The following is a 19,242-nucleotide window of genomic DNA, read 5'->3' as shown; positions in this document are numbered from 1 at the left end:
GGCTGTATTTGATGTATTTATTTTGACAGTCTCTGTCTCACGATTTCAAAAGCAAGCACCCCTGCTGCTACAGAAGCGTTAAGGGAATCGATATCCCCTTTCATCGGGATCGCGGTAGTAAAATCACATTTCTCTTTTACAAGGCGGCTTACACCATTTCCCTCATTTCCGATCACAAGGCCAATAGGTCCTGTCAGATTCTGACGGTACATCACCTCTCCGTCCATATCTGCACATACGAACCAGATGCCTTTTTCTTTCAGTTCATCAATAGTCTGTCCCAGATTAGCAACCTTGGCAACCGGTGTATAATTCAGTGCGCCTGCCGACGTCTTTGCAACCGTAGCAGTCAGTCCTACTGCTCTGTGTTTGGGAATGATCACACCATGAGCACCTGCGAGATTTGCGGTACGGATGATAGCTCCCAGATTATGAGGATCTTCAATATTATCAAGAAGAATGATAAACGGAGGCTCTCCCTTATCTTCTGCTTTTTTCAGGATATCTTCCACTGTAGAATAATCATAAGCCGCAACCTGTGCGATCACACCCTGATGTGCACCTGTCTCGCTCATGGAATCCAATCGTTCCTTTGGAACAAATTTTACAATGGTATCATGTTTTCTGGCTTCTCTTGCGATGGTGCGGACCGGTCCGTCCTGACAGCCATCCAGAATAAACAGTTTATCAACACATTTACCGGAACGAAATGCCTCAAGGACCGCATTTCTTCCTTCTATCATTTCAGTCAATTTAAATTTCCTCCTTCTCAAGTCCTGCATGGACCAGTTCCAGTATCCTTGAAAAATCCTCTTTCAGGTAAAGATATCCCATCAGCGCCTCAAACCCTGTGGCACGCCGGTAATCCGCCATGGTGGCATGTTTGGCCATGGTAGCGGAATGCGCATTCCTTCCTCTTCGATATACACTTTTTTCTTCTTCTGTCAAAAGTGGTTCGAGGATCTCCATCATACCCGACTGCGCAGATGCTTTTACAAGGCTGCTAGCTTTTTTGTGGAGACGATTTACCGGACAATTCGCTTTTTTCACAAGAATAGTACGGATCACCAGCTCATAAACACCATCCCCGATATAGGCCAGCGTCAGCGGCGAATAAGTCCGAAGGTCTGCGTCTTTCAGATCAAACAGCTCTTTCAGTTTCTTTAAGCTCTCTGCCATTTCACACCTTCTCTTGTATCTTTAAGGATGATACCTTTTTTCAGGAGCTCATCTCGGATCTCATCTGCTCTCTTGAAATCCTTTGCCTTTCTTGCAGCTTGGCGTTCCTGGATCAGATCCTCGATCTCTTTGTCAAGAATCTCTTCTTTTTTCTCGATTTTCAGTCCCAGCACATCACTGAGCTTAAAAAGTTCCTCATAAAGACCACCGGCAAACTCCCTTGAGCTGTTCTCGTCTACGTTTGTGTTGGCAAATTTTACAAGCTCAAAAATTGCCGCAAGTGCATCTGCAGTATTAAAATCATCATCCATGGCCGCTTCAAATTTGGTAACAAAACCTTCTGCCTCTTTGAGAAGCGCAAGCTCTTCCTCTGTAATATTCTCTGCCGCCCCATTGTCTTTACGGTCGCTGAGCTTGCCTGCCGCCTCAAGGATACGCTCCAGAGAGTTCTTTGCTGCCTCCATCAGATCTGCGCTGAAGTTCAGCGGACTTCTGTAATGTGCGTTCAGCATAAAGAAACGGAGAACCTGAAGATCATACTGTTCACCGATCTGACGAACGGTACGGAAATTTCCGAGAGATTTGGACATCTTGCGGTTGTCGATGTTCAGGAAACCATTATGCATCCAGTATCTTGCAAAAATCTTACCATTGCAGCACTCACTTTGTGCGATCTCATTCTCATGATGCGGGAAGATCAGATCCTCACCGCCTGCATGGATATCAATCTCTTCTCCGAGATATTTCTTGGACATAACAGAGCACTCAATATGCCAGCCAGGACGTCCGTCGCACCACGGTGATGGCCAGGACGGCTCGCCCTCTTTCTTTGGTTTCCAAAGCACGAAGTCTAACGGATCTTCCTTCTGATCCTCACCGGATACCTTAAGAGAACGGAATCCTGACTGGAGATCATCCAGATTCTTATGAGAAAGCTTGCCATACTCTTTGAATTTCTTTACACGGAAATAAACGGTCCCGTCAGCTGCCGGATATGCATATCCTTTATCAATAAGAGTCTGGATCATGTCGATCATGCCCTGGATCTCCTGTGTAGCCTGAGGTGCAGTTGTAGCAGGTTTTACATTCATATCTGCCATATCCTTCTTGCACTCTTTGATATAACGGGTAGAGATTTCCTCTGCGGAAACGCCCTCTTCAATGGCCTTCTTAATGATCTTGTCATCTACATCGGTAAAGTTGGATACATAATTTACTTCATATCCTTTATATTCCATATATCTGCGCACCGTATCAAAAATGATCATAGGGCGGGCATTTCCGATATGGATCAGATTGTATACCGTAGGTCCGCAGACATACATTTTTACTTTTCCTTCTTCCAGAGGTACAAATTCCTCTTTTCTGCGTGTCAGTGTGTTAAAAATCTTCATGTTACTCTTCCTCCAATTTCCCGATTCTGTACAGGGAGCAGATCGCCTGTGAGGAGATTCCCTCTCCCTGTCCTGTAAATCCAAGGCCTTCCTCTGTGGTCGCCTTGATATTCAGCTGTGATATTTTAATCCCAAGTGCTTCTGCGATATTTTCTCTCATCGTCGGAATATGTGGTGCCATCTTCGGTTTCTGAGCAATGATGGTGGCATCGATATTTCCGATCGCATAGTCATTCTCCTTCAGTAATCCGGCAACATGCACCAGAAGTTTCACACTGGAGATTCCCTTATATGCAGGGTCTGTATCCGGAAAATGCTTTCCGATATCTCCAAGAGCCGCAGCTCCCAGAAGTGCATCCATGATCGCATGGATCAGAACATCCGCATCCGAATGGCCCAAAAGACCTTTTTCCCAGGGAATATCAACACCACCAAGGATCAGCTTCCTGCCCTCTGTCAGTTTATGTACATCATATCCCATTCCTACTCTCATCAAACCGTTCATCACTGCCTTTCCTGAAATTTATGTCAAGTCAAAAGAACCTTTTATGAGCTGTTCCTGCTCAGTATGTGAGCATCTTCCGAAGTCTCAGAAGGCTCAGCCTTCTTCTTGTATACGGTGCAAGTCTGAGACTCTCCTCGATCGCTTTTCCCGGCAGTCCGATATCCCGGACTCTGCTCACGCAGCCAACGATACTCATCATCTCCTGCATATCTGTAACTGCAGGAAGAAGATCTATGATCTTAAGGATTTCCGGAAGTGCACCGGAAAGTGTTTCTGTGCTTACATCGTCCAGAAGTTCCGGGGTGTTTTCTTTTTCAAGTGCTCCAAGAATCCCTTTTCTGCCGAAGGTCTCCTGCAGGAGTTCTGTGTCTCCGTCTGTAAAGGCATGCACTCTGCAGGCTCCTCTTCGGATAGCATCTGCAAGCTTTTTATATTCCAGAAGGACCAGCATGGTTGCTGCAGAAACCTTCTCCCCGTGAAGAGCATCCAGGTGACCATTGACCACTTCCATATCCCAGAGGTGGACCATATGGTGCTCCGCCCCGGATGCCGGTCTGGAGTTTCCTGTCATCTGCATGGCCAGTCCGGAAAGGATCAGCGCATACATCAGCTTCTCACATGCATCTTTCTCTCCTGCTGCAATTTCTTTCAGATTATCCTTAACAGTCCGGATCGCTTTTGTTTCCAGGTCTGCCACCGCTGTACAATAGTATTCATCCACAAGAATACTTGCTATCTTCCAGTCTGCCAGCGCAATGTATTTTCCCAGAATATCCGACACCCCGGCTGCTGTAAGCCTTGCAGGCGCCTTAGCAAAAATATCCGTATCCGCAAAAACAAAAAGTGGCGCAGATGCCTGAAATACTTTTTTTACACCATTCCAGGTCATGTCTGCTACTGTGGAAGTAAATCCGTCTGAACTGGCTGCGGTGGGCACAGAGACAAAAGGGATCCGGTACTGATGGGCGACAAAACGGCTGAGATCATGGATCGTCCCCGCTCCAACTGCAAGAACAAGATCGATGTCCTCTTCCATATAATTCTCCACGATCTCCACGGCACGCTCATCTGCCTCAAGACCTTCAGCATCCAGGATCAGTACCTGACACCGGTCGTAGATATCCTCCATCAGTTCCTCTGTAGCTTTGTAACTGTTCGTGTCACAGATCAGAAGCGGGGAAATACATTCTTTCAGATCACCGTCTGACATTTCCTTTTCCAGTTTCCCGATAGCTCCTGATTCAATTACAATTTCTCTAACGTCTATGTGGTGCTCCCTCCCGCAGCTGCAAGGTCGGGCAAAATCGTCCGCATCGACTCGCATGTACTTATGTCCTCCTGACTTCTTTTAATGATTCACAGCGTATTTCTCTGTCCGCTGAATGATACAATATTACAGTTTGGTATTATACAGGATTTTTTTTTATTACGCAATGATAGAGTTCAACTTGTTTCATCATATAGCAAAAATCCTTTATTTTCAAGGATTTCCGGTGTTTCTACGCCAAACAATGTTTCGTCTGGTTGCGTCTATTTTCTTTTGTTTGTCACAAAAATTGTCATAATAAAAAGCCACGCCCAATAAAGGGAATGGCTCTGATTATTACATTACATTTTCAAGCTTTTTCATTTCATTCTGTAAACGTGTAAATTTTTGCCCTAAATGTTCTGCTGACAAAAAAGCTCAAAAGCAATATAACGACCGGAAACGCAAAAAGAATCCTACTATTACAGAGATTTGATTAAGGGAAAGAAAGTTTCTCCTTGCCCTAATGACTATAACTCTTCTATTCAAACTCAAAAGCAGTATGAAGAATGGTTAAAACAAAAACATCAAGAATTGACAAAAAGGCCAAAGAAACACCCGGTACATTAATTTGCACCGGGTATTTTTATATGTTCCATTCTGTTCTAAGTTGTGTTATACTGACTGCGTTGTCCAACCGAGACCCGGCAACGGGGGGAGGTGAACACATGGAAATAGTCATATCTTTTTTAGTGGCTGTTGCGGCAGGTGTGACTTGCCATCTCATTTGCAAATGGTTAGACAGTCATAACAAGGACAACGAATAGCCTGGTGGATGCTCAACCACTGAAATAAAAAGAGAAGAACCCTCGCATGTATTGGTGGTACATACGGGGGTTCGTTCTTTGTTCACATGGAACATCGTCATATCTTTTTTGCCTACTGGCATTATAGCATATGCCGATCATGAAATCAATATGCTTCGTCTTTGTAAATCCGTGATTTTTCCGCCGTTTGTCACAAAATTGTCACAAAATCATATTTTCAAAGCATCCCACACATCCAAAAATGCTTTAAAATCAACACTTTCCAGACTTCACGGTATAAATATATTGCTTTCTTTTTTTACGCAATAACGTGCTTTGACTTGTTTCATCTTATACCAAGAATCCTTTGTTTTCAAGGATTTCCAGTGTTTCTACGCAAAACAATATTTCGTCTGATCGCGTCTATTATCTTTTATCTACTCTGAGCTGAAAGCTAATTATATTTCTTGCATATCTGTTTATTTTTATACATATAAGCATCTGCAGCATCCAATAACATCTGCATTGTACACGACATATCATCGGAGGATAATGCCCATCCGCATGCATAGTCGATTGGTATTTGATTTTCATAACTATTTAATCTGTCTTTTTCTCTGTTCAAGGATTTTAATATTTCCTTAATTTTCGCCTCGCTTGTATGATAAATGACTGCTATAAACTCATCTCCGCCATATCTTCCAACAAAATCCTTTTCTGGAATAACACTGCGCAAAAGCTTTGCGAAATTTATTATTAACTGATCTCCTGCGGAATGTCCCATTGTATCATTTACAGTTTTTAAATTATTTAAATCAAACATTATGCAAGCTGTAGGATCTGTAATTATATCTTTTTTATTAAGAAGATCATTACAGGCATTTTTATTTGGCAGCCCAGTATGGGCATCTATGAATGCTTTCTGTTCCAGCAGTCTGTTTTGCATTGCCATCTGCATTGCCCTTAGAGTCTGCATAATAACCAATATCACCAGACTCAACATATCAAGTGCCGACAAAAGCTCTATAGTACGAATCTTTACAGCGATCTTTTCTGAATAGCTTTCTGCGGAAGAGACAGTTTCATCTGCCATCGAAAAATATATTTCACTCATATTAACAATGTCTGTATTTTCGTATCCCTTGTTTCTTGCTGCTTCAATTTCTGTTTTCAATTTATCCCAGTAATCACTCTGGATTTGCAATTTTTCCTGGTATTCTTCGTCATTGAGTTTTACCAGATCATAATGTCCATCCTGATATCTCAATCCAAGAAGAATATCATCCAAATATTTAATTAATTCTTCATTTTGGTTTCCTGTAATTTCTAATTTTACTTCACGCTGTGTAGCTCCACGTACCAGACCTGCATAATTTATTACGCGTGCTGTCCCCTGCAGCCTACTAATCTGAATCATCATAAAAATAATAAGAACTACTAATATCAATATAAGGAAACTCTGTATAATACCTATTATATTTTTACTTTTCTTGTTTGTCTGCATTTCACAATTTATCCCAAACCTTAAATAATATTCATTTACTTTCCTACAGGAAATCAAATGACAGACTTTTGGTCAGCGAACTTTCATTAAGAATATTAATCTTTGAAGATGGAATGACAGTTGCAGCAGTTTTCTTGTTGCTTTATAACTTCCGCTAACATCAACAGCAGCTTATCAATCCACTCATGTCATTGATGTTTGGATCATAAACTGTCTGTGTACAAATATCGGGAAGATCATCTCCTGTTGATAAATCATTCCTCAAAAAAAGCACTGCCAACCAGACAGTGCACCTCATTTTATGCAACTGGCTGCCATTTTACAGGCCCTGTAGCTTTGCGTCCCAGACTTTCATCTGGTTTGCCGATTTCCTTATTATAGCTTTTACACGTATACAAAAAAACTGGTTTTATTATACTATAGTGCTCTACTATATACAAGAAAAACATTACCGTTTTAACGTCCAAAAATAAAAAAAGAACAGCCGATATATATATCGAACTGTTCTCCCACTTCCGAAATCCACGCAGCATTGACATTACCGTTCTATATATTTTGTGATGACAGATATTAAAATCCTCATATCAACCGGCTTCGCCACATGGTCATCCATTCCGGCATGCAAAGCAGCCTGTACATCCTCTGCAAATGCATTTGCTGTCATTGCAATAATAGGGATCTCCTTTCCGTCTGGACGCTCCGACAGATTTCTGATAGCTTTTGTCGTTTCATAGCCATTCATTTCCGGCATCATGATATCCATCAAAATCAGATCAAAGGTCCCCGGAGCTGTATTGCAAAACTGTGCCAAGGCAGATTTTCCATCGGCAGTCCTAGTTACGATCATCCCTTGTTCTTCCAGCAAAGCTGCTGCTATCTCTGCATTTAAATCATTGTCCTCTGCCAAAAGGACATGCAGACCATGTAAATCCATATCTTTCCTTAACTTTTCTTCCTTTTCAGACAGTATCTGTTCTGCTATAAGCAGGGGAATTTCTACCGTAAATGTTGAGCCAATACCCTTTCTGCTGCTGACCTCAATTTTTCCACCCATAAGATCTACATACTGTTTGGCAATGGCCATTCCCAGTCCGGCTCCCTTATAGCTGGTTCTTGCCCCACCATTTTCCTGACTGAACTCATCAAATATTCTGGTCTGGAACTCCTCACTCATACCAATTCCGGTATCTGATATACGATAGCGTACAATTATATGATTCTCATCATTACCCGGAGCGTTTTCTGCAGCGAATGAAATGGTGCCTCCGTCTTTTGTAAATTTGACTGCATTACTGATAATGTTGAGCAATACTTCCCTGATTCTGAGTTCATCTACCATCACATAAGGAGTTTTTAGTTTTTCTCTTGAAACATACAAATTAAGGTCACGATTTTCCATATATCCCTTTGCGATCGACAAAACAGTATTTATCATATCCCTGAGATCTGTCGGTACCGGTTTATATTCCAGTTTACCACTTTCAATGCGGCTGATATCCAACACATCGTTGATCAGTGTCATCAGATATTCTGAACTCTGCCTGATCTTTTTCAGACAATTCTCCACCTCTTTGTCCGGTTTCCTCTTCATGGCAATATCTGTAAATCCAACAATTGCATTCATTGGTGTCCTGAGATCATGAGACATATGGTTCAGGAATGTCGTTTTTGCAATATTCGCCGCATTTGCATTCTGTGCTTCTTTCAGGGCTTCCATCTGTTTTTTTCTACTCACGGAAAGAGAATAAACCAGAAGAAGCAGTACAAAAATAATCACAAACGAAACTCCGATAACTAAGCCTGCATGCTCAGCAAGGATATCCTTCAAGGTCATTTCCTTTTCTGAAACAGAATTCTGTGCAAGGACAACACCATTTAAAACATTGGATGACTGCTCAATTGCTTTATTGATAATGGTAGCTGCTCTTCTGTTTTCTCTCGTCGTGAACATTCCTAATTCCTGCCGTTTTGCCATCTCTGCAAATGACAGACTTTGGGTCAGTGGACTTTCATTAAGAATATTGATCTTTGAGGATGGAACGACAGTTGCTCCCACTTTTCCATTTGCTACAGCCTCCAGGCATTCTTCCTGTGTATCATATTGTTTGATTTCTGCATCTGGAAAAAGAAGGGACACCATCAATCCAGAATACAGTGAGGTCTCTGTCACTGCGACCGTAGAGAGACTGCTGCTATATTCTTTTCCCTTGTAAATAACAACCGGCGTAATATCAAAGATTGCATCCGTCAAAACCACTTGAAACTGTTCCTGTGTATAAAAATCCTGAATGATAGGACCGGCAATATCTATTTTGCCAGATTGCAATGCCTCATTCATCTCTACTCCCGTGGAACATGGAACTGCCTTGATCGTAATTTTATATTTTTCCTGAACAGTATCCAGAACAGTTCCAAGAATTCCTGTGAGTTTCCCATTTTCTTCACCACAAAAAGGAAGATTATCCTTTAGATATCCCACGCGGATCGTATTTTCATGTGCATCCAGCCATTGTTTTTCTTCCTTGTTGAGTGCATAGTTTATGACCGCTTTTCCTTCATAACGGGCATACAGCTTGCTGCTGTAGTCCGTTTCTGTATTGTTGATTTCTTCCATGGCAGAATTTAATTCCTTTAACAGATCTGGTCTGGATTTTGATACACCGAAATAACAGTCACTTGCACCGATATTGGCAATGGCAATAAAATCGCTGTTGACAGACAGCACTGGGATCACAAGTGCATCCAGTTCATCTGCATCCAGTTTTTCTATCATTTCATCATAGCCTTTACAAACAACCACCTCTGCCTGGATCTGATTGCTGTCCAGCCATTTTTCCAGAAGTTCTTTCTGATAGCTTCCATCTGCTACACCAATACGACAGCCATTCATCTGCTTTGGATCACCATCCATAAGATCTGTATGATCTTCCCGGGTATAGATCCAATATCTTTCTGTTCCTGCGGCATAGGTTGAGTAATCTATAGATTCTGCTCTTTCCGGTGTGTAACTGACATTTCCAAGTATATCTATTTCTCCATCTGCCAACATATCCAGACACTCTTTAAATGAGCCATAGACATATTCATACTTCCAGCCAGTTATATACGAAATCTTCTGGAGATACTCATAGCCTGCTCCCTGCTTGTGTTCCCCATAGCCGCCTTCCTGAAAATTGGCATATGGGAAATAGCCAACTCTCACGGTTTTATTTTCTTCCTTTATTACCTGAGTTGTATTCCCATCACTTTTTGTTTCCGACGCATAAACAAAAAACGGTACAAAAAGCAGCATGACAAATGCAAAAATGCTCAAACATACTCTATTATTCTTACTCTTTTTTCTTATCTGTTTTTCTATCTTTCTGTTCATTCATTTCCTCTTTATCATCCAGTAAAGCGGACATTCGCAATCCGCTTTCGCTACTTGCTCATGAACGCAGTCTGTTTGCGTTCATGCTGTTGTCCTTCCCAGTCTGTAAGTTTTCCTGTTTTTTCAATACAGAAAGAATGACCACTCCATTCAGTATAACACGAAATTATTAGTTTTCTTACTGCCTTAAAACTTCCGCTAACATCGACAGCAGTTTATCAATCTGGATCGGCTTTGCAATATGACCATTCATTCCAGCTGCAACAGCATCCCGCTTATCTTCTTCAAATGCATTTGCCGTCATTGCAACGATCGGTATGCATGCCTTATCCTTATCCGGTAAGTGCCTGATTGCCTGTGTTGCTTTATAACCGTCCATTCGGGGCATCTGGATATCCATGAGGATCATATCATATGTTCCCACCGGCATTTTTGTTATCTTATTTACACACTGAATGCCATCCTCCACACGTTCTGTTTTAAGGCCGGCACGCTCAAGTATTGCTTCTGCAATCTCTGCATTCAGATCATTGTCCTCTGCCAAAAGGATATTCTTGCCTTCAAGGATTTTACTGGCTGTTCCAGAGCCTTCATCATGTTTTTTTACATAATAGCTTTCATCCGCTATCCTGTGTTTTAATGTTACAGTAAAGGTGCTGCCCTTTCCAGGCTCACTCTCTACATCTATTGTTCCGCCGAGCAGATCAACATATCTCTTTACGATTGACATTCCCAATCCGCTTCCTGTGATTTTGCTCTTTGTAGTGTTTCGCTCACGCGTGAATGCATCGAAAATCTTTGTCAGATAATCCTGGCTCATACCGATTCCGGTATCGCTCACCCTGGTCCTTACCATCATGTACCCGGGCTCATCACATACTAATTCGTCTATGTTTATCATAACAGAACCACCGGATGGGGTATATTTTATGGCATTGCTCAGGATATTGACAAATATTTCTTTTACCTTGGTAGTATCTGTCAGTATATGCTCATGCTCCACATTTATTGTGTAATGAAGTGCAATATTCTTTTTCTTTGCTTCATCACCAAATATTTCAAATAAAGTCTGCCGGATATCTTCAATCCGGCCATAGTTCTCATCAATTTCCATCTTTCCGCTCTCAATCCGAGCCATATCAAGTACATTATTTATGATTGACAGAAGAAGATTTCCAGACTGCTGCAATTTTTCCAGATGATCTGAAGTTTCAGGCAGATCCTTTTCTTTTAGTTCTTCCTCCATAAGCTGTGCATAACCCAGAATTGCATTCATAGGAGTACGGATGTCATGTGACATATTGTTAAGAAAACGAGTCTTTGCCAGACTGGCATCCTCTGCTTTTTTCAAAGCGATTTCCAGTTTGTCATTGAGTTTTTTTGTATCCTTTGCCGCAAGCTTTGCGACAGCTTCTGCTTTCCTTGCCTTCCGCAAAAGTACGAGGATAATACCAATGATGCTGAGTGCCAAAAATCCTACCGTAGCCAAAAAAACAAGCAGATTGTCTTTTATGAAATCAGAAAATGTTACTTTATCTGCAGTACTGTCATAGATAGCAAGTGCACTTGTAAGCATGTCAGACGGCATGGCCTTTATAGTTTTATTCAGTATTGATAAAAGGCTTCCCTCTCCCTCTCTTACAGTAAAGCATGCCTCCATTGTTTTTGTAAGTGGAACACTCTTGAACTTTTGACTGTTATCATATATCAGCGCCTGGCTTGCTCCCATGAGGAAACAGTCTGCTTTTCCTTGGATGACCATATCTGCTGCATTGTCAAGCGAATCACAATCTACAAGCTTCCATTCAGGATAACTGAATGCAATATGCTGTTTTAAGGCATATTTTTCCTTTGGCACAGCTACAGTATGCACCTTATTCTCATCAAATTTTTCCTCATCAGTTACCGCCATCAAACTGTAAGTCCAGGCTGTGTTTGTAAGTGCATATCCGTTTTGTTCTGCAAAATATGGATTCCTGCCGGCATAAAAAATCATGTCAATCTCACGATTCTGCAGCGCCTGAATCATTTCATCATAATCATCATATGCATGTATATTAAATTCCAGTGTCTGATTTCCCAGACAATCTTTGGCATAGGAGATATATTCCGCCAGCATACCGGTAAGTTTTCCAGTCTCTTCATCCATGGAAAAGATTGCCGGATCATTGTTCAAAAATCCTATCTGGATACCTCCATGTTCTTCCACCCAGACCTTTTCTTTACCTGTAAGAACCTGAATATAATCAAGTGTAAAATACTTCTTATACAGATCTGCCTTAAAAAAGGGACTATCCTGTTCCAGTTGACGCATAGCATAGTCCAGCTCCGTCTTGATATCGCTGCGTTCTTTATTTATTGCAAAATATATGCCTGATTTGCCAATCGTGGTAACGGATGATATTCCCTGTTCAGACCAGATCGATTCCTCCAGAGATACAAAACAGTCGATCTCATGATTTGCTAATTTCTTTTCGACATCATCATCATTATTCACATTTACATGTTCTGTATGTATGCCATTCTTATTTTCCCATTCTGTCAGCATGATCTCAGGTTCTGTATCCATGAGCACACCTACACGTTTCCCATCCAGAGACTTGAAATCAGACATTCCAATATCCGTATCCGATAAATCAGCATAAAGGATATATTTTTCCTCCCCCATCGGTTCATCCGGGAAAAGCATCTTTTGTGCACGTTCATCGGTGTAAGAGATATCACCCATGATATCGATCTCACCATTTTCAAGTTTATCAAAACAGTCAGACCAGTCACATTTCACATACTCAAATTTCCATCCGGTATAACCTGCCAAAGCCTGCATAAGTTCGTATCCATATCCTCGTCTTACACCGTTTTTATCGACATAATTAAAAGTATCCTCAAATGAGCCGACACGGATGATCTGTGACTGCTTTTCATCGTTGTTCGTCTCAGCAGCCCGGCAAGGTACTGTCAATACCATCCATATTCCCAGAAACACAAATATACCTGCACATAGTACGGTTGATTTTTTCCTACTTTTATCCATATTTTTATTTCCTTTATTTGTGCGGTTTTTCTAATACTCCGGACACCTAATCCAGGTTCTTCTGCAGGATGATGATCAATTCCTCTATGACAATTGGTTTGGACAAGAACCCATCCATACCACATTTCAGTGCTTTCTTTCTATCCTCATCAAAGGCATTGGCAGTCATAGCAAGAATAGTAATTCCAGCCAGTGCCGGATTTTCTTTTTCATTAGGATCCTCCTTCTGAGCTTCCTTTGCATTTTTCTATTTTACAATATCAAAATATCCAACGATCCCAATGTATCCATCCTTCTTTAAAGGCGACCACAATGTATGCAATTTCAGTTTATACATCTGGCGGTCATTTTCCACCCTTGCTTTTATCTGCACAGAGATTTCTTTATTTTGTACAGATGTCTGATGTAATAAACCCTGAATATGATGAACATCTTCTTCATTTACTCCGAATTCTTTGAACAGATCAAAATCCGGATTATTTCTCTGATATAATATCTGCTGTTTTCCGTTTAATATAGTCAGCTGACCGGAACTTGTATTGTAATCAATTGAACCCATGCCGCTGTTCGCTTTGAAGAAATCAACCTTTTCCTTCATGACCCTGAGAATACTCTGTGAATAATTTGGGTTCGGTAAAGATCTGTCGCTGAGTATTTCATTTGAAAGTCTCTGCACTTCATGGTAATAGCTATTGTCATCCTTCTCTTTATCAAGCATTTTCGAAAGCTGAAGACGCAGCTCTTTCAGGCACTTAAGGAGGATGGGGTTAAATTGTCCGCATTGCCCATCCAGGATCATCTGGATCGCTGTGTCATGATCAAATGCTTTCTTATAACATCTTTCACTTGTAAGTGCGTCATAAACATCAACGATCGACACCACCTGTGCGGAGATTGGTATTTCTTCTCCTTTCAGTCCATCCGGATAACCTTTTCCATCCCATCTTTCATGATGCCATCTGCAGATTTCCCATGAAGCACGTACCAATGAATTGTCTTTTGGGAAATGCATATCCTGGATCATATCTGCACCAAGTTCACTATGAGTTTTCATAATTCTGAATTCTTCATCGGTAAGTCTGCCAGGTTTGTTCAGGATTTCTTCCGGAATACGGATCTTACCGATATCATGAAGAGAAGATGCTGTTGTGATCAAAGAAATATCTGCCTCTGTCATAGGATAAGCATCTGTTATTTTTACCAGTTGTCTCAGCATCAGTTCTGTTGCTGTTTTAATATGCAGGATATGTTCTCTACTCTCACTGTTACGTGATCCCAGTACATTACTCAGGATCCGGATCATAATATTATTATTTTCTTCTTTTTCGTAAACCTGATCATAAACCACATTAATCAGATGCTTTTGCTTCATATAGAGTCCCAGGGTATTCTGAACTCTTTTCTTTACAATCACAGAATCAAACGGTCGTGTGATATAATCCGTGATTCCCAGCTCATATGCCTTACGCATAGTATCAACGGCATCTTCCGAAGATATCATAATTACAGGAGTTTCAGCAATACACTGGCTTCTTTTCATTATTTCCAAGACTTCAAAACCATTCATCTGTGGCATATTGATATCTAAAAGCATCAGATCAATTCCTATATTTTCTCCTATCATCTGAATTGCCTGATTTCCATTTTCCGCTTCCAGGTAATTATAAGTTTCTCCGAGGATCTCCTTCAACATATCCCTGTTAAATTCTGAATCGTCTACAATCAGGATCTTTTGTCTTTTATCCATATTTTTTTATTTCCTTTATCCAATGGGTTTATGATGTTCCAAGCACCTGGTCAAAGATCGAACGTCGTGTCGCATCACTTAATTCGACAGTCCCTTCTTTATTTCTTCAATCATCCTCTCATATACTTCTGTTACTTTTTCCATTGCCTCCGATATCCCAGGCTGCGCTCCGGTTCTATCTCTCAAAAGTTCTGTTAACTCATTACTAACCTCTTACAGACGGTCAAAAGAAAGATTCTGACAAACCCCTTTCAGTGTGTGTGCACTGCGGAAAGCATCTTCATAATTTTTATTTTCCAATGCCAGTTTTAACTGCAGGTAACTCGGATCCTCAAGGAACTTTAATGTGAATTTCCGGATCAGTGCTTCGCTTTGAAGGCGTCCTAAAACCTCTTCATAATTTCCTCCGATAGCTTCATAGCATTCCTGTATTGTCATGATTTTGTCCTCCTATCTATATTTCACTGCTTATTTGTCACTGCCATATCCATTATATTTCACCAATTTATGAATTACTTTTATCAGTAACCCCACATCAACAGGCTTAACAATATGTTCATCCATCCCTGCTTCTTTTGCTCTTATTCTGTCCTCCGTGAACGCATTTGCTGTCATTGCAATGATCGGTATTTCTTTTGCATCCTCTCTGTCCAGAGACCGGATCATCTTTGTAGCTTCATAACCATTCATGACCGGCATCATAATATCCATAAGAATGACATCAAATCCACCAGGTCCACTTTTTCTGAACAGCTCAACCGCTTCCTGACCATTCCATGCTTTTGTCACGTCAGCCCCTTCATTCTGAAGCAAAAATTCAGCGATTTCCATATTCAGTTCATTATCTTCTGCCAGAAGAATATGCAGTCCCTTTATAGATTTTTCTGATATATCCTTCTGTTCTTCACGTTTATCCGCATCCAGATCTATCTTAAATGGAACCCGGATCACAAATGTAGTCCCTACACCGTATTCACTTTCGAGGGTAATGGTTCCACCCATTTTCTCGACCAGATTCTTTGCGATCGCCATTCCCAGGCCTGTTCCTGGAAATTTTGTACGGCTTCCTGTATGTTCCTGTGCAAATGGTTCAAAAATATGTTTCTGGAACTCCTCAGTCATTCCGATTCCTGCATCCCGGCAGATAAATTCCATTGTCGTCATTCCTGGCTGTTCGGATGGGATTTCCATGCAGCTAAGATAAATATGTCCGTTTTCTCTGTTATATTTCACTGCATTGGACAGGATATTCATCATCACACGTTTCACATACCCCGGACTTCCAATAAGATTCCGGTGTATGATTTCTTTTTTCTCCCACATGATCCGGATATTCTGTTCTGCTGCCACCTGCTCGATCACAACAAATACTTCCCTGGAAATACTTCTCAGATTAAATGGGATCTCCTCCAGAACGATCTCACCGGACTCCAGCTTACTCATATCCAGAACATCATTTACCAGCTCCAGCAACAGATTGGATGCCTCTTTAATCTTTGTCCTGTATTCCGTCTGTTTCTCCATATCATCTGCATAATGGTCTGCCATATCGACCAAGCCGCAGATTCCATTGATCGGAGTCCGGATATCATGGCTCATCCGCTGGAGAAACTCTGTTTTTGCCTCATTGGCAGCCTCTGCCTTTTTTGCAGCTATCAGAAGTTCTGCCTTATATTTTTCGTCTTTTTCCTGTTCCTGTTTCCGGTGTGTCAGATTGGTTCTATATGCCCAGAACCAGAATATACTGAATATCAGAAGATAAATAAAAATAACACCTGCTACATTTAATGGAAGATTATGAAACACTTCCGTATCCGGAAGATACGCATAAATATAATAATCCCGCTGCTTCAGCATGATTCCGTAGCATCTGGTTCCTTCATTCTTCAAATGATAAATGTGCTGACTGTCTGTATGCTTTTTCATTGCCTGAACAACTTCGTTGTCGGCTGTATTCTGCCCTAACAGCCTCTCATCATTACTGGCAACAACGATCCCATCATCTGCAACAATGATCGTTCCATCTTTCTGGACACTATAACCATTTAAAAGCTCTTGTATCGTCAGGGTATAATTTCTGGTAAATTCAGGAGATGTGTAGTAATAGATTGCAACGATACCTGGCACATCTTTTCTGGCACAGGCTGCAATGTCAATATAGGATCCATCTTTCCTGGCAAACCGTTCTGAATAAGATCTTTCTTCATATCCGGCAAAATCCATGATAATTTCTTTTTGCAGATACTCCGTGATCTCATTAGTCAGAGACTCCTCCATACTGTATTCACAGTCCATCTTTCCTTCTTTATCCAGCACTATGATGCCATCCACCCAGAGAGTCTGCAGGTTTTCTTTCAGCAAATCCTGGCTTAGCTGATCGCCGTTTTCTGTTTCCATGCTAATATTTGTACTCATCTGTCTGGCACTTTCAATGGCACGTAAAAGACTTTTGGATTCCGAAGATTCATTATAATGGGTGTAGGTTGAGCACTGCACTTTGACATAGTTTACGATCTCCACCAGTCTTTTCTCTGCTTCCGCTTTTTCTGCGTAGAAGAAATAAAACAGAGAGACTACAGCCACACAGATTCCGAGCAGACCTCCGAGCAGCTGGATTCGTTTTCCTTTTGTCTTTCTCTTAATATCCAAGATCATCCACCTCCAGATACTTCTGGGGATCATCCAGATATTTTTCAATAATTTTCAGGGATGTGCCATCCTGACGCATCTCCGCCAGTGTCTGATCCATCTGCTCACAGATTCCCCTGTCATCATCTTTTGCAAAAGCGACACCTATTCCGGTGATCATAAGAGGCTCTTCCAGGATACGGAAGCTTGTATCATAATCCTTCATATACTGAACGATAGATTCCTCGTGTGCGGCAACTGCATCTACATATCCTTTCCCAAGAAACGTATAGATCAGTTCCCGATGTCCAAGACTGATCAGATTTCCCAATTTGGGGATTCTTTCATCTGTCCGGTTCAGAAAGATGCTTTCCGGTTTGGTTGTGGACTGAACAGCCAGATTCTTTCCCTCCAGATCACGCAGTTTATAGATATCACTGTTCTCATTTACAGCGACCACCTGACGGCTTGCTATGTATGGTCCTGCCCATCGGTAATCGTCAAGGCGCCCTTCCATGGAAAAACATCCCATGATACAATCAATCTCTCCACTCTCTACCAGTTCTTTTTTCTTCTCCCAGTTGATCTGGACAACCTTCACCTGATATCCCATTCTTTCGAAAGCTTCTGTAGCCAGTTCTACATCTATACCCGTCGGTACACCATCCTCATTCAGATAATTGTATGGTGGATAATTATCGCTGCCAAGGGTAATAACAGGCTTTTCTGGTTCTTCTTTCGTGTTATCTGTGTTTTTACACCCTGACAGGGTGACTGCTAAGATGCCCGCAAGCAGAATGCCTGCAATCACTCTTTTTCCTTTCATTTTCCATCTATCCCTAACTATCCTTTTTGTTTTTTTCATATCTGTATTCACTGTTTCCAGCCTCGCGAAATCACCAGCATAACGCAGACAGCTACGACAACCGTAAAACTAACGATAAATACCATGACAAAATTCACAAGTCTTAATGTATTTGTAGCAACATACACACTATTGTTCCCATTATATGCAGCACAGCTAAAATAAGGATTCAGCTGTTCCATATTTTGTGAAATTCCAAAATAAGAGATTGCAGCTTTCTCTTCCCCTTTTTGAAGTTCTATTGGTTCTGGCAGACGTTTCAAAAAGCACCATCTCCGACTGGTTATCTGTCATAGAATCAAAAACAAAACTGATCTGTTCGGGATTGTCTTCAAAATAATCCAGATCACGAAAAAGCCCTATATATCTGTCTTCTGTATAATATCTGCCCTCTGAATCCACTGTCATCAACGTGATCTTATGATCTGCATATGCTGATAATTCATATTTCTTTTTCATGTATTTACAGAATTCATCGGTAGTCTGTATATTTGCATCTTTCAGATAATTACATTCTTCCGTTACCCGGTCCCAGTGAGAATCGATCACGTCTTCCAGATTTTGAAACATCTGATGGGTAATCTCTTCCATCTGGTTTAACCGTTCCTCATAGATGATATCCCGGATATAAGCATGATGCAGGAACAAGAATGCAAGAAACATCGCTATACCAGTCATACAGCAGCCCAATATTAAGTTTCGATAACTCTTTCTGCATCCTTCCCCTCCGCTTATTTCCATTCAGCGTCTGCTTCACTTAAAGTCTTTAATTGCCCAAAAACTCTTTTGCAGCATCCAGACCTACAACCCCACTGTCTGTCAAACGGATATTCGCAATCCGCTTCGCTACTTGCTCATAGCCGAATAACATCTTGACACTCCCCACGGCTAAAGCAGGGGGATTCTTGCTTCTCCCACTACTGCATTGGCAAACACCTTACGGTACTGCAATGTCTTGCACAGT

Annotated in this window: 13 protein-coding genes, 1 pseudogene and 1 riboswitch; all 14 genes and pseudogenes read right to left on the bottom strand. The window is 41.2% G+C overall.

Annotation, left to right across the window (positions count from 1 at the left end):
• Positions 1 to 17 precede the first annotated feature (17 nt).
• The 14 genes and pseudogenes from rlmB to AB5026_RS11115 all read right to left on the bottom strand — a co-directional run bounded on the left by rlmB (position 18) and on the right by AB5026_RS11115 (position 19,019).
• Positions 18 to 782: a 23S rRNA (guanosine(2251)-2'-O)-methyltransferase RlmB gene (gene rlmB / locus AB5026_RS11180; protein ID WP_021650979.1), complete on the bottom strand. Its 765-nt coding sequence runs from the start codon at positions 780 to 782 to the stop codon at positions 18 to 20.
• Positions 754 to 1,179 carry a Mini-ribonuclease 3 gene (locus AB5026_RS11175; protein WP_021650980.1) on the bottom strand — a complete coding sequence of 142 codons (426 nt, stop codon included), beginning with the start codon at positions 1,177 to 1,179 and terminating at the stop codon, positions 754 to 756. Before AB5026_RS11175 ends, rlmB begins: the two co-directional genes overlap by 29 nt.
• Positions 1,164 to 2,573, bottom strand: a complete 1,410-nt coding sequence (cysS, locus tag AB5026_RS11170; protein WP_021650981.1) for a cysteine--tRNA ligase — start codon at positions 2,571 to 2,573, stop codon at positions 1,164 to 1,166. The genes AB5026_RS11175 and cysS overlap by 16 nt, the downstream gene beginning before the upstream one ends.
• Before the next feature lies 1 nt (position 2,574).
• A complete protein-coding gene (gene ispF / locus AB5026_RS11165) occupies positions 2,575 to 3,066 on the bottom strand; it encodes a 2-C-methyl-D-erythritol 2,4-cyclodiphosphate synthase (RefSeq protein ID WP_044961210.1) in 492 nt (163 codons plus the stop codon).
• Between the two features lie 70 nt (positions 3,067 to 3,136).
• Positions 3,137 to 4,402: a sn-glycerol-1-phosphate dehydrogenase gene (locus AB5026_RS11160; protein WP_110101986.1), complete on the bottom strand. Its 1,266-nt coding sequence runs from the start codon at positions 4,400 to 4,402 to the stop codon at positions 3,137 to 3,139.
• A 1,182-nt stretch (positions 4,403 to 5,584) separates the two neighbouring features.
• Complete coding sequence (locus AB5026_RS11155) at positions 5,585 to 6,634, bottom strand: GGDEF domain-containing protein (RefSeq protein ID WP_110101987.1); 1,050 nt, start codon at positions 6,632 to 6,634, stop codon at positions 5,585 to 5,587.
• A gap of 299 nt (positions 6,635 to 6,933) precedes the next feature.
• A riboswitch (cyclic di-GMP riboswitch) is annotated at positions 6,934 to 7,009 on the bottom strand.
• A 163-nt stretch (positions 7,010 to 7,172) separates the two neighbouring features.
• On the bottom strand, positions 7,173 to 10,004 hold the full coding sequence (locus tag AB5026_RS11150; protein ID WP_110101988.1) for a transporter substrate-binding domain-containing protein: 2,832 nt from the start codon (positions 10,002 to 10,004) through the stop codon (positions 7,173 to 7,175).
• Between the two features lie 178 nt (positions 10,005 to 10,182).
• Entirely contained in the window at positions 10,183 to 13,038 is a 2,856-nt protein-coding gene (locus AB5026_RS11145) for a transporter substrate-binding domain-containing protein (RefSeq protein ID WP_110101989.1), read from the bottom strand.
• 46 nt (positions 13,039 to 13,084) lie between these two features.
• Positions 13,085 to 13,243, bottom strand: a pseudogene (locus AB5026_RS11140) (response regulator); the annotation flags it as partial.
• A 42-nt stretch (positions 13,244 to 13,285) separates the two neighbouring features.
• Positions 13,286 to 14,785: an HD domain-containing phosphohydrolase gene (locus AB5026_RS11135; RefSeq protein WP_110101990.1), complete on the bottom strand. Its 1,500-nt coding sequence runs from the start codon at positions 14,783 to 14,785 to the stop codon at positions 13,286 to 13,288.
• A gap of 213 nt (positions 14,786 to 14,998) precedes the next feature.
• On the bottom strand, positions 14,999 to 15,223 hold the full coding sequence (locus AB5026_RS11130) for an Hpt domain-containing protein (RefSeq protein WP_330409171.1): 225 nt from the start codon (positions 15,221 to 15,223) through the stop codon (positions 14,999 to 15,001).
• Between the two features lie 30 nt (positions 15,224 to 15,253).
• Positions 15,254 to 17,440 carry an ATP-binding protein gene (locus AB5026_RS11125; RefSeq protein WP_110101991.1) on the bottom strand — a complete coding sequence of 729 codons (2,187 nt, stop codon included), beginning with the start codon at positions 17,438 to 17,440 and terminating at the stop codon, positions 15,254 to 15,256.
• Positions 17,424 to 18,239 carry an ABC transporter substrate-binding protein gene (locus tag AB5026_RS11120; RefSeq protein ID WP_173733038.1) on the bottom strand — a complete coding sequence of 272 codons (816 nt, stop codon included), beginning with the start codon at positions 18,237 to 18,239 and terminating at the stop codon, positions 17,424 to 17,426. The genes AB5026_RS11125 and AB5026_RS11120 overlap by 17 nt, the downstream gene beginning before the upstream one ends.
• A 195-nt stretch (positions 18,240 to 18,434) precedes the next feature.
• Positions 18,435 to 19,019 carry a hypothetical protein gene (locus AB5026_RS11115; protein ID WP_368213342.1) on the bottom strand — a complete coding sequence of 195 codons (585 nt, stop codon included), beginning with the start codon at positions 19,017 to 19,019 and terminating at the stop codon, positions 18,435 to 18,437.
• Positions 19,020 to 19,242 lie beyond the last annotated feature (223 nt).

The sequence above is a fragment of the Blautia sp. RTP21359st1_E11_RTP21359_211015 genome, assembly GCF_040910705.1.
GTDB lineage: Bacteria > Bacillota > Clostridia > Lachnospirales > Lachnospiraceae > Blautia_A > Blautia_A fusiformis.
Note: the sequence above shows the minus strand (reverse complement) of the source record. Positions and strands in the feature narration are given on the sequence as shown.

Excerpts from the sequence above, each read along its gene's own strand:
- AB5026_RS11125 (WP_110101991.1), bottom strand. The coding sequence starts at position 17,440 with ATGATCTTGGATATTAAGAGAAAGACAAAAGGAAAACGAATCCAGCTG.
- AB5026_RS11130 (WP_330409171.1), bottom strand. The coding sequence starts at position 15,223 with ATGACAATACAGGAATGCTATGAAGCTATCGGAGGAAATTATGAAGAG.
- AB5026_RS11115 (WP_368213342.1), bottom strand. The coding sequence starts at position 19,019 with ATGGAAATAAGCGGAGGGGAAGGATGCAGAAAGAGTTATCGAAACTTA.
- ispF (WP_044961210.1), bottom strand. The coding sequence starts at position 3,066 with ATGAGAGTAGGAATGGGATATGATGTACATAAACTGACAGAGGGCAGG.
- AB5026_RS11145 (WP_110101989.1), bottom strand. The coding sequence starts at position 13,038 with ATGGATAAAAGTAGGAAAAAATCAACCGTACTATGTGCAGGTATATTT.
- rlmB (WP_021650979.1), bottom strand. The coding sequence starts at position 782 with ATGCAGGACTTGAGAAGGAGGAAATTTAAATTGACTGAAATGATAGAA.
- AB5026_RS11160 (WP_110101986.1), bottom strand. The coding sequence starts at position 4,402 with ATGCGAGTCGATGCGGACGATTTTGCCCGACCTTGCAGCTGCGGGAGG.
- AB5026_RS11155 (WP_110101987.1), bottom strand. The coding sequence starts at position 6,634 with ATGCAGACAAACAAGAAAAGTAAAAATATAATAGGTATTATACAGAGT.
- AB5026_RS11135 (WP_110101990.1), bottom strand. The coding sequence starts at position 14,785 with ATGGATAAAAGACAAAAGATCCTGATTGTAGACGATTCAGAATTTAAC.
- AB5026_RS11120 (WP_173733038.1), bottom strand. The coding sequence starts at position 18,239 with ATGAAAGGAAAAAGAGTGATTGCAGGCATTCTGCTTGCGGGCATCTTA.
- AB5026_RS11150 (WP_110101988.1), bottom strand. The coding sequence starts at position 10,004 with ATGAACAGAAAGATAGAAAAACAGATAAGAAAAAAGAGTAAGAATAAT.
- AB5026_RS11175 (WP_021650980.1), bottom strand. The coding sequence starts at position 1,179 with ATGGCAGAGAGCTTAAAGAAACTGAAAGAGCTGTTTGATCTGAAAGAC.
- cysS (WP_021650981.1), bottom strand. The coding sequence starts at position 2,573 with ATGAAGATTTTTAACACACTGACACGCAGAAAAGAGGAATTTGTACCT.